Raw genomic sequence first — 17,064 nt, 5'->3', positions numbered from 1 at the left:
CAATAAAAATTGCTCTGTCGCATTAGCGTAGGCAAGTCAGCAAAAGTTGCGCTGCCGATCTTTTAGGCAGCCAACAAATAAAATTGCTCTGTCGGGGGGATAATCCTCCCCGTGTGGGTGCTGATATTGCCCTTCACGTATCATATGCACTAACTGTCAATGCTCGCCAATATCGTCTAAGCCCGACGAAATGATTTAAATCCCAGCATCAGCCGTATCCGTCGTTCGATATTCCGGTGATCTTGCCCAACCCGATTATTCATATAGATTGTCATGCCTGATAGTGATCATGTTTTCTTCTGGCTTGTCAGTGTTGAAAGTGTGGTCTGCGCTGCCGTGTTAGCACCACTTTTATCAATGGTCACTATCTCAGGTTTATCGTAGTGTCGAATGGCCTTGTAAAAGAAGCGTAATACAGCTGCCGCGTCCCGTTTGGCTGTCAGCAAGAAGTTGACGGTTTGACCCGTAGTATCGACCGCACGGTACAGATATTTCCACGGCCCTTTAACTTTGATGTAGGTTTCGTCCATTCGCCATCAACACCCTACAGAACGTTTATGCCAGCGAAATACTTTATCCAACACCGGCACTGACGGATAACCCATCGGTAAAGTGTAGAGTGGTCAACGATAACTCCACACTCTGCAATCATCTCTTCCAAGTTACGTAAACTCAGAGAGTAAGCGAGATACCAGCTAACACACTGAGCAATAACATCAGCTGGGTAATGCAGCCGACTGAAAACTTTTAGGATTAAAGACATAAGCAGGTAACATCAGAAAAAACGGCATGTTACCGGACTCCACCTTAATGCGACACAATCTTATTGTGAGCACGGCAGGGTTATTGCAGGTATACGTGGCCAGTTTCTGACCACCAAAGAGCGATGTTATTTTTCCAAACGTCATATGTTATCATAAATAAAGGCAGAAACTGGTAGCCCAAAGCTCTTTGAAAGAGCTTTCATGTGATCCAGAGTCAGCTTACGCTCTCCTTTCAGGATCATACTGACCAAAGAACGGGCACCGATCTCCTCTTTAAAACTTCTTTGATTCAGCCCGTGCTGATCCATTATCAAGTGTAGTATCGCCAACTCTTGCGGTAATGCAGCTATACGCGCGTTAAATGCCTCAAATTCGGGGGCGGTATTTTCATAATCAGCAATTTTTTAGCCAACAGGTCGATCAGCGGGTTCTTCTCGTCGGTACCGATTAGTCGATCTACCATCTCGAGAGCCTGCTCGTAGTCTTCACGGCTATGGCTTCCCCCTAACAAGGGCACTGTATTTATCAATGTGGCCATTGCATTTAAAGCAACCTCATAACTATTTGTTGTCATTCTAGAGTTCTCCGGTAGTAATCGGTGAGCCTGTAATATTCTTTATGAGTCACAATGTGATTAATAAAACAATATAGTAATGTGATGGACGTTCCCTTCTAAAGTAGCCAGTACCATACTTTTACTGACTGCATTAATCTGGGAGTAACATTACATGAACAAGATTAGAGTTGCTGGTATCGATATTGCCAAATCTGTTTTTCAGGTATGTATCTGAATAATTGATGGCTCCGTTCCTAGAGCTGAAAAATATCGCGTCAGAAATTTCTTGATACTCTTCGCCAGTTTGAGCAGAATTACTGTAAAAATACTGACTTTAGTTCCATATAATTTTTGATATCTCACCCTGATTATTTATCAGCCAATATTCTTCTGGTGCCAAGTTGTTTAGTAATTGATGTAATCTCTAGCTGTGGTACTAAAGACCGGAGAGACTACACACCGATGAGAAGGCGGAAATCCTCGTAGCGATACATTATGCGAATTAGTTCGGTGCTGAGAATATTAGAGGAGAAATACATGGTAAGGGCTGGAATGATAAACCGACAGGAGGTAATTTACGTGATATAAAAAATGCTCACAATTTGCTTTAACACCTGATAGGAAAATATTAGCTTCAGCACTGAAAGTTGTAGACCATAGGGATATTCTCATCAAAACTCACAGGATTGTTAACTAGATTTTTTAAGTCCCTTATCTAGGGTGGATCATTGTATAACATACATAAAATATTAATTTCTTATTTTTAATAATTTCATTATTTTGAGAAAAATTTCCGTTTCCTATTGTCCATCCAAGCCAGCCATCCAATGCGATGAGCCTTGGCATCATTTAGTGCATGATGCCAAGGTCCATATTTATCATGATAATGGCAAACAGCATCGTGGTAGATACTTGTATTAATAAGGTGTCTTAAATCAAACCAGCCAGCATTTAAATTAAGAGGTCGTTCCACAAAAAGATCCGTTAATAATTTTACATCAAGAAAATCATCAGCACATATTGTTATTGAACGAGGTAGGGTTAAAAACCAAGAGTACAATTTATTTGTTAACTCCTGTCTTGACATTTTATATGTAAAATTTAGTTGAGGTAATACATTTTCAGTAACGAATCTATTGCAAAGAGTTGAGTCAAAATCATCAAGCTCAGCATAAAATTGGTACTGACCATCCTCGGAAACCATACCAATGCTGATTAACTCTGGAACTGAAGGGTTTGTATACTCGGTGTCGATGAAAATCAACATATATTTAAGCCGCCTGTTAATAGATAATATAACTATAATATAAGTCACATCCATTATCTATCAATATAAAAAAATATATCATCTTGGCTAAATGGCTTTACAAATCTAGCATCACAAAAATTTCTTCTCCCTAGAACAATATCGTCTAAACTATTTGATAAACTAAATAATTTTATAGAATGACTAAGTGGACATGTTTTTTTTTGATTAATACACTCATAGCAATTTCTATTTTTACTAACTAAAAAAGGAATCTTAATTTCGTGAGGGAAACAATCTTCACATGAAATTTTTAATTCATCTAAAAAATGGTTAATAAAGTAATCATATGCTACCGGTATATAATATTTAAAACTTGCTAGGATATGCTCTAGACTTTCAATGTTTGGTTTTAGATTACCATTTGAAGAGTATCTAATTATATTAATCCAATGAGCTGCATTAAAATCAAGATTAAAAGCATTTCCTTTATTAAAAATGACTATCCAATGTACAAATATTTCTATTGCGCAAGGTGATATAAAAGAATCAAGAGTTTCATTATCCCTAGGTAACCCCAAATCAAAATATGTCTCATTATTTATACTTGGCCAACAGTTTGTTAAGCAACAGGGACATACTCCTGTTAGTGCTGCTTGAATGTTTTGTAGCCGGTCACGTTTGCAGCAAGAAATTAAATGAGACGTCTTGATAAGAGTCCTATGATGAATACGGCATCTACTATGTGGCTCTTCCCAATCACTCTTAAACCAAGAGATACCATTTTCTTTTATTTTCTCGTAAAAACAATCCACACAAAACTTTATTTCAATGTCAGGTATTTTTTTATTTTTTCTATAAAAATCATGATCGACATGTCTATTGTAGAAGATTTTAGAAAAAATTGATAAGACAGATTTTGGATTTGTTTTATAAATTAATGAAGACTGCTTTAATCTTCGGTTAAAAGAATCATACATATCTAATGGCGGATATGGTTGAAACATATATTGATGGCCTGGGTTTATATTAGGAAAGAAAACCCATTTACTACCAGCCGAATTAACCACACCTAACAAATCATTTTCATTTATCAAAGCTCCATAACAATACAAAATACGAAATACAAACCCACTTAATGATTCATCCGGAAAGATAGTATTAACAATAATAAACACCTCATAAATTTTATCTATGGTATTACTCCGAGAATATATTTACTTTATCTATTTCCTTAGTTAAACGACTAAAAATATCTAGCGTTAATGGTAGTCTTTTTTTATTTTTTGTTAACCAGCCATGTCCCCCAAGAATTCGATCAAGTTGAGTACGTGTAATTGTACCTCCTTGTTCCTCTATAATAAAAGCTACTTCTTTCGATAGAATTTTATCCCTTATAGCCCAATCCACACGAATCACACATTTTGGCTTATTGACAGCAGGTAAATGGCACTCAAGCCACGCTGGGCAGCGCTGGTATAACCAGAAGAATGCATTGCTACAATATCTTTTGATATCTTGCCTGCATGCATATGGATTATTTTGAATGAATCTAATTATTTGGCATTTATAGGAACGTCGCTTAGATTCAAATTTACATTTTTTTCGAAAATCGACAAGCCCACTTGTTGTCGAAATGATTATCTCAACGCTACCTTTTGATATATTAAATCGACGTGCAATTTCTTTTCGATGAAAACCTTTTCTAGCTAGTTGAATCACATGGAGTTTAATGTTTTCTGTGATTTTTTTTGGCTTTAGTTTGACTGGGATATTATATTTGAGCGCTACTGTTTTCACATAACATCGACTTTTACCAATCTGCAACCCTACATTTTCCATAGAAATACCCCGATATAACAAGTTACAACAACGTTGTTCGAGTGTCACATCTCTCTGAGTTAATGTTAGAGGAATAGAAACTGGGTTATCTTGAGTTTGAATTTCAAGACAAAAATCCAATAGCAAGTATTTGAATGGATGCTGATTCATTTTCCCTGCAAAAGCTGAAGCCCAATATGCATAGTCATCTGCGGCTTTAGGCTTCAGATGATTTATAGAAGGGAACAGTTGTTGTGCTATTTCGAATAATTTACTTGCAAGAGGTTTTCTACGGATTCGCCCATTTATCGTAACAAAATTGTTGTTAAACATTCTGGTGCGATAATCTAACTTCTCTGGCAATGTTCCAGTCCTGATCAAACTAAGCAGATGCTCTGAATACAGAGCAAATTGAGTTGCTAATGGAGTACAACAGCAACTGCTATTTGCATGCGATGGTGGTAACAACCAAGCTGCAATATGAGTTCTACCAGGTAGCCCTATATGTTCTAGCCATATCTTATGTTGATGGCACGCTTCTACGCCTGGTATTTGGTGTGAGCAGTGCCAATATGTTACACCATAATTTTTCATTTCATTTTCAGCACATTTTGAACAATACTTAATATCTAAATTTTCTGTGTTTCTGTAGGCTGCTAGTTGGCAAGCTCTGATCAAGCGATGGGCAGAGGAAGCAGGATCATTGATGATAGATGCATAATTAGGTAGATAGTAGGAAAACAAGCAGATAAGCGTCTGATTCATAGATAGTTGCTCAGCTGACTCGTCGCAGAAAACACTAATCCTTCCCAAATCAGAAGTCAGATAGGGATGTATTGTTACACGAGAGTTTGCCAGCAGAACATTTAAATATTGGGAAGTATTAATTCCATTTACTGCCAAATGTCTGCACAAGCGGCTAAATAGAGACTCATCAGGTAATGCCTGTGGAAGTTGCAATGTATTCCTCCAGTTCTATTCGATTAACTCACTTCTGATAATAGATTCGTACTAGTATCAAACCAACTTTACCTGTTATATTTTTATCCTATATCTGCAATTAAATAGTAATAGGATCAAATAGTTTCAGAAAAAAAAGATGCTATAGAGACAAAAAAATATATATCAATAGGTTGATAGTTTAACAAGAGGATCATCCAACATCATGTCATGCAACCTTAAAAAATCTATCGGGTTATCCGATATTCCAGCCTGCTGAAATAAATCAGGATTTTTTATCCGACTGAGTATATCAACCGAACCAACAATCTCCCTCAACTGATTAGCAAACTCAGGATGTTGCGGCTTAGTTATATCTCCAGCACTATGGGTTTTAAACTTTTCTTCATTATTTTTAACTATATTAATTGTAGAGGCTTTAGCTCTTCTTGGTAGGAATTGATCTGATTTTATTAGTTTTATTTCTTCTGTTTTGGATGATAGACCACAAGCTAACATACTGGCAATTTCCAACGTAGCAGTAGTAATTCTTTCGTCACCTGAGCCAATGACTAAACGTTGCGCCTCACGATAAATCCTATGTGCCATATCTAGATTACCCACGGATAAATCGTAGATTTTATCGTTGAGTTCATCGGTTAATTCGTTGAAAAAACTTGTCCATTGAAGATCCCATAATTCATGAACAAAAGCTTCCCAAGAATCGCTCTTTCGTTCCAAAAGCTTCATCGTAAAATATCCTCCACTCTCAGCTCTACGAGCAGCTTTCAATGTTTTTTCTAATGTTTCATTAAATGGGGGATTAGCACAAAAAAATATTGGGACGCCAAGATTGTTAATCAGACTATGCAAAAAACTGAGAAGATTGTTTTCGCCCCCTGTTCGCTTGAATCGTAGACGCTGCATTTCATCGATCACTAAAACGCCAAGAAAGCTGGATTTAATATGCTGCTCTATTTGCCTAACTAAACCGCCTATAGTTCCCGCTGACTTCGTTTTTTCTCGTTGCATAGCGAGATCTAAGTGAGTGAGCAGCTCTTCACATAAGTCTCGCACACTAGAATTACTAGGGCAGTCAACTTTAACCCAGACGACTTGCCTCCTTGGTTGAACTGGCAGTCCTTTATACGATGAATGTTCTATTACTTGAGGAAAATAGTTCAAAACTTGCTCAAGCATACTAGTTTTACCAGTTCCACTTTCCCCTATAAGGGTTATTGTCTCCGCTTTTGGGACAAAATAACCCGTTTTAGGCTCAATGTGCGGACGTTCATTAACTGGATAATGAAGATATTGTGCCATCGTAGGGGTCAGAGGATTTTTCGCAGAATACCCTTGTTTTAAAGCCCTCTCTATCGCTCTAAAACAATCGTAATATATTGGCAGTGGTTGCCTAAGTTCTTTCAATCGAGTGAGATATTCCTCTCGCACCATTGGATTAGTATGGTCTCTAATATCCTCTGCCATTTCTGGATAGTTACTGAAAGCATCCATCATACCCTCCCAAGATTTTTTAGGGGGGAGCGCTTCGATCAAAGGATTTCCTTGATGCTCAGGTAAAATGGCTTGGTTATAGCTTGCCTTAACAATCCTCATGATTATTCCGTCCCCCCTTTTTTTCTTCTCGGCAGGACTTTGACAAAGTCACAAATATAGGCTGATTTATCTTCAGCTCCCCCTGAGGATAGCTTATCTTCACTCAATGCATTAGTCGTAGCTATTATCTCCTCAGCACGATGCTGCCGAATATCCCTTACTCTTTCGTTAATAGAGGGTAATGAAAGCAGACGAACTCGTTTGGCATCTTTTTTCATTTCTTTACGTCGTTTATGATCATCGATCGACGTAACTGTTATAGGGCTTAATTCCCGTTTAACATCAAGCCAGTCTTGAAGAAATTCAGCTTCCACCATGCTCTTCCCCTCTAACATTTTGCTGCGAGGTAAAAGAGTACACTTGGTAAAATCTTTATTTTTATCCAGACGGACATAGATATAATCTGTAGTGTTCTCATCAATTCGTGCATGTAAACGCCAACGCCCCGATGTTCTGGCAATAGAAGCAAGGTTTAATTGTTCAACCTGCTCACAAAAGTAATATAAGCCATTGTAATGAATTCCACTCCTAGTCATGCTAACTTCCGCAGGTGGAAGCAGCCGAGAAATGACCTCATTTTTATCGGAAGATTTAAGTGCATGTCTATGTTTTATTAGATGGATTTTCCAATAATTTATTGGCGTTGGCGAAAGGTCATTTTCTATAAGCAATGAGCTTGTTTGGGCAAGATCATTAATAATGGAGCGATTATGCTCTAAAACAGCTTGAATCAGATGAACAGTTAATTGGCTTAAAGTATATATTGAGTCTTTCCTAGGATCTCTACTCCCCCTAACAATTTGTCCACCTCTTGTCGAACCAAGAAGGTCATGAATAACATCTTTATTTAAAATGTCGAAACGCTTTTCGACAACACCTTTGCAATCGGGACGGTAAGGGGGCGTGAACTTTAGTTCTGTCATAGGAGTAACCACTTGATTTGGCTTCAAACCAATCATTTCTCCATTGTCACATACTAAAGACTGGGGAATATGAGCACATGGCCATTCTGATTCATCAATTTCAATTCCAAACTGCTGACAATAATCTTTTTTTGGTAAAAAACAATTCGCAAGAGCTTGTCTTGCTGCGCGCCAAGATGCATGAAAAAGAGAAACATGTAACCCAACGATCATGCGACTTGCTCTATCTACAATGACGTATATTGTCGGTCTGCCTAAAAGATATTGTGCCCCAAATTCAGATACGATATGTACATCAGCGACGGTAGCATCAATTTCGTAAAAGCTCCCTGGGAAAATAGATGCTTGAGTGACACTCCCTAGCACTCCTCTTTTATTACGCAAATAATCATTTTCTGTCGTTCTCGCCAGAATTATCTGATCCTTTGAAAACAACTTTTTTGTCCAGTAATTAAATTGTTTTTGGGTTGGAATATGCGGAGAACATCCTTTGGCATCAGCTAAACGAATTTCATCAGAAAAGTAATCTCTAAGCATGGACTTGTATGTTTTTGATAGTGTTAAACCATTTTTTTTGAGAAAGTATTTCTTTAATGCTTTACTAAATTTATCTTTATCTGCACTGCCTAATATATATTTTTCCGACCTCTCTACAGATAATGTTCTAGAAGTCTTAGGTGCCCCCAGAGGTTTTTTATTGAGTTGGCGAATTTTCCCAGCTGCACCACTAAAAGAAAACGCTGAAAGCATCGACATTTTTTCCTGACCATAACGCCAGTATCTAGTAAGAAGTCTAGCAATCATCTTACTATTAGTGTTATTTTTTAATGCATGTTCAGTTAAATAGTTAACTCTTTCCTTAGTCGCGTAATCAAATAAAAAATTTTTATCGGAAATCAAATAATTAATTAAATCATAATTTTTATCTCTTCTAATTTTATGCGCCTCAGTTATTTCCTCTTCTCCAACGAGTAAGTAAATCGGTAAAAGATAAGTATCCGTTGAAACATGTCTATTTTTAACCTGCTGAATAAAATAAGAGAGAAGAGTTGCTCTTGGTCTTTCGGTTGGTGATGTGCTATTTAGTGAAAATAATAAAATACAATCAATATCATCCAATATTTCAATGACCCGATATTTCCCATCAGATAAATCTTCTGCGCCTTTGAAGCTCCAAACAGAGTTCTTAGCAATTTCCATTTCCCACACCTCTCTGATTTAACAGCACTTGGGTAATGTCTAGGATACCAGCCTCTTCAATGTTGAAGGATAAGTCAACCTCGATGAACCTATCTGCAATAAGATATCGCAATAATGTTAATGCTTCTAAATGCGACACAATTTTCTCACTTATAAAACAATCACAGATTTCATGAATAAAAATTTTTCCAACTCTTAACACATACAATGCTTGCTCAACTTGAACATCAGAGAAAATCGCCAACTGTTCACGAAATGGCGATGTTGCCCAGCTAATGTTTCGGCTTTGTGCTCGTGTTAATTTGTTGCCGATATATAATTTAAAATTAATACCAAGCAGTTCCCACCAAATACGTTCAATATCGATTTTTTCGAGTGAGCGCTGATTGTTAGTTTCGCTTTCTGGTTTGACTGATATGGCTTGGTATTGAATACCGTTACTGGACTGAATAGTAAGTAGAAAATCGGTAGTAATTATAATTGATTCATTAGTAACGGGATGAGAAGGGTGTTTAACACCTATCGTTTTGGCGATTTTATGCGATAAATTCAATGGTAATAATGGGAACTGTTCTCGGATATCTATGACAACATCACTAAATTCAGACAGATAAAATAACTCACTTTCTAAAGAAGATAGCAGGTGGTGTACTCTGCGAACTTTTCTGCCATAGACTTGAGAGCGGATACCTTGAGATTTTACATCCTGAACTCTGAGCCACGGCTTGTAGTCAGCTCCTTCACCAATTCCATACTTCCCTTTTAAAGCCCTTTTATAGTCTTCAAGAGTTTCGAGTTTTCTGCTTTGTCCCATACAGTATCCAAAATCATCTGGCCTGTACAAAATTTAGCCTATTTAACTTTAGTGGACAAACTTTATTGTCCAAAAATGAGCTAAGGGACAAACTTTAGTGCTAACGGACAAACTTTATTGTCTCTGCACAAAGTTGCTAGCGCCTGCGCACAAGCCCAGGCTGAACTCCACGCCCACTGGAAGTTATAGCCGCCTAACCAGCCCGTCACATCCACCACTTCACCGATAAAGTACAGCCCCGGCACTTTATGTGACGCCATCGTTTTGGAGGACAGTTCCTGAGTATCGACGCCGCCAATGGTGACTTCCGCCGTACGATAGCCTTCGGTTCCGTTAGGCTGTACACGCCATGCCTGCAACATCTGCACCAAAGCGGCTTGCTGTGGGGGATTTAACTGCTTCAAGGTGACATCGGGTAATTGCCCAAGCAATTGGAAGCATTCCACCAACCGTTTCGGTAATAACTGAGCCAGCGTATTTTTCAAACTTTGATTTGGGTGCGCCTGACGTTCATTATTTAGGAAGCTATCCAGATCGGTATCAGGCAGTAAGTTAATGCTTACATATTCGCCAGGCTGCCAATAGCTGGAAAGTTGCAATATTGCCGGCCCGGAAAGCCCACGGTGGGTAAACAGGATACTCTCGCGAAAACTGACACCGTTCTCTGCCGTCACCACTGTGGGTACCGATATGCCGGATAAAGTTTGCAGATGCTCCAGCAAAGGCTTATGCAAGGTAAAAGGGACTAAAGCCGCGCGGGTTGGCAACACTTTCAAACCAAATTGCTCAGCGATTTTGTAACCCAATGGCGTCGCTCCCAATCCCGGCATTGATAAACCACCAGAAGCGATAACAAGTGAGGAAGCACTCACTTTTTGTTCATTAAGCTGTAGTTCGAAACCTGTATCGGTTTTCTCAACCGCCAGAATTTCGCTACGTAGGCGGATCGTAACCTGACCCAGCTCGCACTCTTTTAACAGTAACTCGACGACCTGCTGCGCGGAATCATCGCAAAATAACTGACCGAGGGTTTTTTCATGATAGGCAATTTCATAACGATTCATTATATCAATGAAATCCCATTGGGTATAACGAGCCAGCGCTGACTTACAGAAATGGGGATTCTGCGAAAGATATGCGGTCGGTTCGACATAGAGGTTGGTGAAATTGCAACGCCCACCGCCAGACATCAGAATTTTACGTCCGGCCTTTTTGCCATTGTCCACCAGCAGTACCCGACGTCCTAATTGCCCTGCCTGAGCAGCACAAAATAGCCCTGCGGCTCCCGCCCCCACCACCACCACATCAAACTGTTCCACTCTCGGCCTCTCTCTGTAAAATCATTATCGCTGCAAAATTTCGGTATTTGGTTAATTTTACCGCACTATTTACTACAAATAACCGAATAACCAGCGGCGGAAGATTGTAAGGCTCTAGCCAAAAGATCGCTATAGTAAGAAAATGTTAGAATGCGTAAAACCAAGTAACATGCTGATATATCGTGCTTATGTTCATGTTAATCATGCATTCATTGGTGCCTATATCAAAAAAAGGTCATATTTTCCTTTTACCCAGCCCCCATTGTCACCGATAATGCGCCGCGTTCATGTCCACAAACTGGCGTAACGCTTATGCTACATCTTTTCGCTGGCCTGGATTTCCATACCGGCCTTATGTTAGTTCTTGCTTTACTGTTCGTGCTGTTTTATGAAGCCATTAATGGTTTTCATGACACAGCCAATGCGGTTGCTACCGTAATTTACACCCGCGCCATGCGTTCGCAGATTGCTGTCGTTATGGCTGGGGTCTTTAACTTTCTTGGCGTGATGCTGGGCGGTTTGAGCGTGGCCTATGCCATCGTTCATCTGTTACCTACAGATCTCTTGTTGAATGTCAGTTCGTCTCATGGGTTGGCGATGGTCTTCTCCATGTTATTGGCTGCTATCATCTGGAATCTGGGTACTTGGTATTTTGGTATTCCTGCCTCCAGTTCACATACGCTGATTGGTGCCATTATCGGGATCGGCTTAACCAATGCCCTGATGACCAGTACATCCGTAGTGGATGCGCTGAACATTCCGAAAATGATACAAATCTTCCTGTCGTTGATCTTGTCGCCATTAGTGGGCTTGATTATTGCAGGTTTGATGGTGTTCCTGCTGCGTCGTTACTGGAGCGGAACCAAGAAGCGAGCGCGTATTCATCTAACCCCTGCTGAACGTGAAAAGAAAGATGGCAAACGTAAGCCACCATTCTGGACTCGTACTGCACTGATTCTATCGGCTATCGGCGTGAGTTTCTCTCACGGTGCTAACGATGGTCAGAAAGGGATTGGTCTGATTATGTTAGTGTTAATTGGCGTCGCTCCGGCTGGCTTTATCGTTAATATGAATGCCACCGGTTATGATATTGCCCGTACGCGGGATGCAGTGACCCATTTACAACAATATTATCAGCAGCACAATGAAGTACTTCCTCATGCTATCGCATTGAAGCCATTGGTTCCGTCACCAGAGACGTTGCCAGAGACTCCAGCGCAATTTCATTGTGACAGTTCTCGCGCCATGATCGCTATCGACCATGCTCAGACACTGTTGGCCAACCTGCAAAGCTATGAGCAACTGAATGTAGATCAACGCGGTCATATGCGTCGTTTACTGATGTGTGTCGCTGAGACTGCAGGTACCGTTGCCAAATTGCCGGAAACCAGTTCCGCAGACCGTCGTTTCCTTAACGACCTGCGCAAAGACCTGCTGGAAACCGTGGAATACGCACCAACCTGGATTATCGTTGCCGTTGCTCTGGCACTCTCTCTGGGTACTATGGTCGGTTGGAAACGTGTTGCAGTCACCATTGGTGAGAAAATTGGCAAGAAAGGAATGACCTACGCGCAAGGGGTTTCTGCCCAGATGACCGCTGCGGTTTCTATTGGTATTGCCAGCTACACCGGTATGCCCGTTTCCACGACCCAAGTTCTTTCCTCTGCTGTAGCCGGTACCATGCTGGTTGATGGCGGTGGCGTACAAGGGAAAACCATTAAAAGTATCATGTTGGCGTGGATTCTTACTCTGCCAGTATCGATTCTTCTTTCTGGCTCTCTGTATTGGGTGGCGTTAAAATTCATTTAAGCTTGGCTGAATGAACTCACGTGACTACAAATAGAAAGGCGACCTTATCGGGTCGCCTTTTTTAGTTGGCTAACATAAGAAAGCGCATATTTCAGTACCACAGAGCAAGCGCCATCAGGCTGACAACCACCAACCCACATAGGGCACTGGTGAGAATAAACTGACCTCGTAGCCTTTCACAACGGCGAATGAATTCCGGATCATGGTGGTCGGTATAACGCTGAGCGTAAATATAACGCACCAACCGAATCTGTTTGCTTGGCTGGCCGTGAGAGGTAAAGAAGCCGCCACCATCCACATATTGATACAGTAATGGGTCACAACCGCGTAAAACCACTAACAACGCCCGTAAGGACGAGTAGTAACGCGCCATATTCACCACACACACCACACATAAAGCCCAGAAAAGCGCGACGGTACTGATCATGATCCCCCCTATGGCGATATCTTGCGCTAGCGAAGGGCTCTCCCTGCCGCAGCACAATCACCCACTCTAGCCATTACAAATACCCCCGAGACATCTAAACACGTCTCTATCACTTTTTTAAATGGGCCGACGCTATCGCTGAATATTTGTGCCAACCCATTTACCAGTGTAGGAAATTAAATCAACAGTAGCCTGATATTCTCGTGTTCACCCCAATATCTCTTTTTACAGAATCTGCTCTTTATGGCTGCAATACCACCCTAAAACGTCCAGAATTACTCTCAAAGGTTAAACTTGCTTAACTAAATACCACGAGTCAAATTATCACGGGCTGTCTTGCTAACCGTGCTTCTGCCTCTGTGGATTGCCAGCATGATTAACGCCATATTTAACGGTGTAATGGCCAGAAAATCAGCCTAAACGTTGACAATAACCAGCTTGGCAATAGGATTAATAGGGCTATTGGTGTAAAACAGTCATACTAACCCAAGGCAAAAAATTTAAATTCGTCATTGTGATCCGGTAAACACTTCACTTATGGATCATAGTGATAGTATACGAGCATAGCGTTAGCGCCCGTTCAGTTGACTGAATGAGTGCTTACCCATTAATTAGCATTATGGAAGGAGTTTACTTATGGCTTATAAACACATTCTTATTGCGGTTGACCTCTCTCCGGAAAGCAAGGTGTTGGTTGAAAAAGCGGTCTCTATGGCCAGACCGTACAATGCCAAAGTTTCCCTGATCCATGTCGATGTTAACTATTCAGACCTGTATACCGGTCTCATTGATGTCAATCTCGGCGATATGCAAAAGCGTATTTCTGAAGAAACACATAATGCGCTGACCGAATTGTCCCAAAATGCAGGCTATCCAATCACTGAAACCCTCAGCGGTAGCGGCGATCTGGGCCAGGTTCTGGTTGATGCTATCAAGAAATACGATATCGATCTGGTGCTGTGCGGCCATCACCAAGACTTCTGGAGCAAGCTGATGTCTTCAGCTCGCCAGCTAATCAATACAGTTCACGTCGACATGTTGATCGTTCCATTGAAAGATGATGAAGACGACGAATAAACTAGGACTGAATTAGTATTTACTTAAAACGCCTGCCTATGCAGGCGTTTTACATATATAACTCCGAATAGCATTGAAGTATCTCCCGATAACTTCGTTATATTTCAGTCAGAAAACCTTTGTTACATCGATAGAAAGCAGTGATATAGTCAATTAAGACACAACATCACCTCCTCACTATTTCGTCATACTCATGCCAATAAGAAGTCGTTAGGGGAGCTCTATTCTGCACAAAGGAATCATTAATGAATGCGTTAACCTCTTTGTCATCGTTTCTAGAATCTTTACAACAACGTGATACTCACCAACCCGAATTCCTGCAAGCAGTCCGTGAAGTTTTCACCTCTTTATGGCCATTTTTGGAACAGAATCCTCGCTATCGGGAACAGGGTTTGCTGGAACGACTGATTGAGCCTGAGCGCGTTATTCAGTTTCGCGTTTCATGGGTGGATGACAAAGGCCAGGTACAGGTAAACCGCGCATGGCGAGTACAATTCAGTTCCGCAATTGGGCCATACAAGGGTGGGATGCGCTTCCATCCGTCAGTCAATCTGTCGATCCTGAAATTCCTTGGTTTTGAACAAACTTTCAAAAATGCCCTGACCACCTTGCCAATGGGCGGCGGTAAAGGCGGCTCAGACTTCAATCCAAAAGGAAAAAGTCAGGCTGAAGTGATGCGTTTCTGCCAAGCATTAATGACTGAACTGTATCGTCATCTTGGCCCAGACACTGATGTGCCAGCCGGTGATATTGGTGTCGGTGGACGAGAAGTGGGCTTTATGGCCGGGATGATGAAAAAGTTATCCAACAACACCGGCTGTGTCTTCACTGGCAAAGGTTTGTCTTTCGGCGGCAGCCTGATTCGCCCGGAAGCCACTGGCTACGGCTTGGTGTATTTCACCGACGCGATGTTAAAACGTCACGGTTTGGGTTTTGAAGGCATGAAAGTGGCCGTATCCGGCGCGGGTAACGTTGCGCAATACACCATTGAAAAAGCGATGGAATTGGGTGCTCGTGTAATTACCGTCTCCGATTCTGGCGGCACATTGGTTGATGAAGCCGGTTTCACCCCCGAGAAGCTGGCACATTTATCCGAAATTAAAAACCAGCGTTATGGACGCGTAGAAGATTATGCTCGCGAGCGGAATCTAATCTATTTGGCTGGTGAGCAACCGTGGAACGTGCCAGTGGATATTGCATTGCCGTGTGCCACACAGAATGAATTGGATCTGCCTGCGGCCCGTCAGCTTATTGCCAACGGCGTGAAAGCTATAGCGGAAGGTGCAAATATGCCAACAACCATTCAGGCTACTGATGCCTTTATTGAAGCTGGCGTACTGTTTGCTCCGGGTAAAGCGGCCAATGCTGGTGGTGTTGCCACCTCTGGGCTGGAAATGGCACAAAACGCGGCTCGTTTGAGCTGGAAATCAGAGAAAGTGGATGTGCGTTTACGCCATATTATGCTGGATATCCATCAATCTTGCGTCGATTATGGCGGAGAAGGGCCGCAAACTCAGTACGTGCACGGTGCCAATATTGCCGGTTTCGTCAAAGTCGCCGACGCGATGCTGGCGCAGGGCGTGCTCTAAGCCAGACTGCTGATCAAACTCAAGCCTGTACTCTCTGGTTGGTAAGTAGGGGGAAGAGTAAAACGCCCGCGCCAAGGATGTCACCGACAAGGACGTATTCGCGGCATCTTGACGATCTGCCGGTTTTCAGCCCAGCGAACACTTTCTCTAATCATTTCACGCTATTCCTCTGGAATAGCGGGGTTTATTAGAGAAAGTCGCGATTAAGGTAAATACAGATCGAAACGGTGACTTTTAGTGGTAATCGCGGCTTGGGCAGCTACACCAGCTAAAGGTTCCGCATAATCGGGACGTTTGACGACCACTCGCTTAGTTGCCAGCGCACGTGCTGGAGCCAGCAAGCCATCAGCATCTTCATCAGCACCCACCAAAGACTGAAACACCCGCATTTCTTTCTTCACCAAGGCACTTTTTTGTCGGTGAGGATACATGGGATCGAGATAAACCACCTCCGGTCGCGGATCAATATCAACCAACGCCGTTAGGCTTGAAGCATGCAGTAATGTCATGCGCTCCCGCAGCCAGCCACCGATTTCTCGATCCTGATAACCCCGCTGCAAACCATCATCCAGCAGTGCGGCGACAACCGGATTACGCTCCAGCATGCGAACTTTGCACCCCAACGCGGCCAGAACAAAAGCATCGCGCCCCAAACCCGCAGTGGCATCGACCACATTCGGCAAATAACCTTTTTTGATGCCCACGGCTTTGGCGACCGCTTCACCCCGACCGCCGCCAAAGCGGCGGCGATGAGCCAGAGTACCGGAAACAAAATCGACAAAAATCCCGCCGAGTTTGGGTTCATCCAACTTGCGCAGTTCCAGATGTGTCGGTGTTAACACCAGTGCCATCGTCGCCTGCTCGTCAGAAACCAAACCCCAGCGCTCAGCCAGAATAGATAAGGTGCCGGAATCGGCACCTTCTTCACAAAATAAACGAATGCTCACGCGGGATAATGCCCTT

The 17,064-nt window shown here is 41.8% G+C and carries 14 protein-coding genes and 1 pseudogene; 3 read left to right on the top strand and 12 right to left on the bottom strand.

Annotated elements, in window-relative coordinates; all coding sequences use genetic code 11:
* Positions 1–62: 62 nt before the first annotated feature.
* From DJ39_RS17205 to DJ39_RS00860, 10 genes and pseudogenes are all read right to left on the bottom strand, one after another.
* A pseudogene (locus DJ39_RS17205) lies at positions 63–763 on the bottom strand (IS6 family transposase).
* 141 nt (positions 764–904) lie between these two features.
* Entirely contained in the window at positions 905–1,072 is a 168-nt protein-coding gene (locus tag DJ39_RS18400) for a helix-turn-helix domain-containing protein (RefSeq protein ID WP_004723229.1), read from the bottom strand.
* A gap of 38 nt (positions 1,073–1,110) precedes the next feature.
* Positions 1,111–1,338 (bottom strand): hypothetical protein, encoded by a 228-nt coding sequence (locus DJ39_RS18395; RefSeq protein WP_370274471.1) that lies wholly within the window; start codon positions 1,336–1,338, stop codon positions 1,111–1,113.
* A gap of 757 nt (positions 1,339–2,095) precedes the next feature.
* Positions 2,096–2,587 carry a 3'-5' exoribonuclease gene (locus DJ39_RS17060; RefSeq protein ID WP_049688050.1) on the bottom strand — a complete coding sequence of 164 codons (492 nt, stop codon included), beginning with the start codon at positions 2,585–2,587 and terminating at the stop codon, positions 2,096–2,098.
* 53 nt (positions 2,588–2,640) lie between these two features.
* The gene (locus DJ39_RS17805) at positions 2,641–3,744 is read right to left on the bottom strand and encodes a hypothetical protein (RefSeq protein WP_147282169.1); all 1,104 of its coding nucleotides are present in this window, start codon (positions 3,742–3,744) and stop codon (positions 2,641–2,643) included.
* A 22-nt stretch (positions 3,745–3,766) separates the two neighbouring features.
* Positions 3,767–5,347 carry a TnsD family Tn7-like transposition protein gene (locus tag DJ39_RS17200; protein WP_038251083.1) on the bottom strand — a complete coding sequence of 527 codons (1,581 nt, stop codon included), beginning with the start codon at positions 5,345–5,347 and terminating at the stop codon, positions 3,767–3,769.
* Positions 5,348–5,512: 165 nt separating this feature from the next.
* Positions 5,513–6,943: an ATP-binding protein gene (locus DJ39_RS00875; RefSeq protein ID WP_004722605.1), complete on the bottom strand. Its 1,431-nt coding sequence runs from the start codon at positions 6,941–6,943 to the stop codon at positions 5,513–5,515.
* A 2-nt stretch (positions 6,944–6,945) separates the two neighbouring features.
* Complete coding sequence (locus DJ39_RS00870) at positions 6,946–9,066, bottom strand: Mu transposase C-terminal domain-containing protein (protein ID WP_038251081.1); 2,121 nt, start codon at positions 9,064–9,066, stop codon at positions 6,946–6,948.
* A complete protein-coding gene (locus DJ39_RS00865) occupies positions 9,053–9,880 on the bottom strand; it encodes a TnsA endonuclease N-terminal domain-containing protein (protein ID WP_004722610.1) in 828 nt (275 codons plus the stop codon). Before DJ39_RS00865 ends, DJ39_RS00870 begins: the two co-directional genes overlap by 14 nt.
* A gap of 80 nt (positions 9,881–9,960) precedes the next feature.
* On the bottom strand, positions 9,961–11,199 hold the full coding sequence (locus DJ39_RS00860) for a BaiN/RdsA family NAD(P)/FAD-dependent oxidoreductase (protein WP_004722613.1): 1,239 nt from the start codon (positions 11,197–11,199) through the stop codon (positions 9,961–9,963).
* A 312-nt stretch (positions 11,200–11,511) separates the two neighbouring features.
* Here DJ39_RS00860 and pitA point away from each other — a divergent pair, with 312 nt between their 5' ends.
* On the top strand, positions 11,512–13,008 hold the full coding sequence (pitA, locus tag DJ39_RS00855; RefSeq protein ID WP_004722619.1) for an inorganic phosphate transporter PitA: 1,497 nt from the start codon (positions 11,512–11,514) through the stop codon (positions 13,006–13,008).
* A 91-nt stretch (positions 13,009–13,099) separates the two neighbouring features.
* Here pitA and uspB read toward each other — a convergent pair whose 3' ends face one another.
* On the bottom strand, positions 13,100–13,435 hold the full coding sequence (gene uspB, locus DJ39_RS00850) for a universal stress protein UspB (protein WP_004722620.1): 336 nt from the start codon (positions 13,433–13,435) through the stop codon (positions 13,100–13,102).
* Between the two features lie 636 nt (positions 13,436–14,071).
* Here uspB and uspA point away from each other — a divergent pair.
* The gene (uspA, locus tag DJ39_RS00845; RefSeq protein WP_004722622.1) at positions 14,072–14,512 is read left to right on the top strand and encodes a universal stress protein UspA; all 441 of its coding nucleotides are present in this window, start codon (positions 14,072–14,074) and stop codon (positions 14,510–14,512) included.
* Between the two features lie 245 nt (positions 14,513–14,757).
* A complete protein-coding gene (gene gdhA / locus DJ39_RS00840; protein WP_004722623.1) occupies positions 14,758–16,101 on the top strand; it encodes an NADP-specific glutamate dehydrogenase in 1,344 nt (447 codons plus the stop codon).
* A gap of 203 nt (positions 16,102–16,304) precedes the next feature.
* Here the strand turns inward: gdhA and rsmJ are convergent, their stop codons facing one another.
* A complete protein-coding gene (rsmJ, locus tag DJ39_RS00835; RefSeq protein ID WP_004722626.1) occupies positions 16,305–17,048 on the bottom strand; it encodes a 16S rRNA (guanine(1516)-N(2))-methyltransferase RsmJ in 744 nt (247 codons plus the stop codon).
* Between the last annotated feature and the right edge of the window lie 16 nt (positions 17,049–17,064).

It is taken from the genome of Yersinia ruckeri ATCC 29473 (assembly GCF_000754815.1).
Classification (GTDB): domain Bacteria; phylum Pseudomonadota; class Gammaproteobacteria; order Enterobacterales; family Enterobacteriaceae; genus Yersinia; species Yersinia ruckeri.
This window is presented reverse-complemented; position numbering and strand designations above follow the sequence as displayed.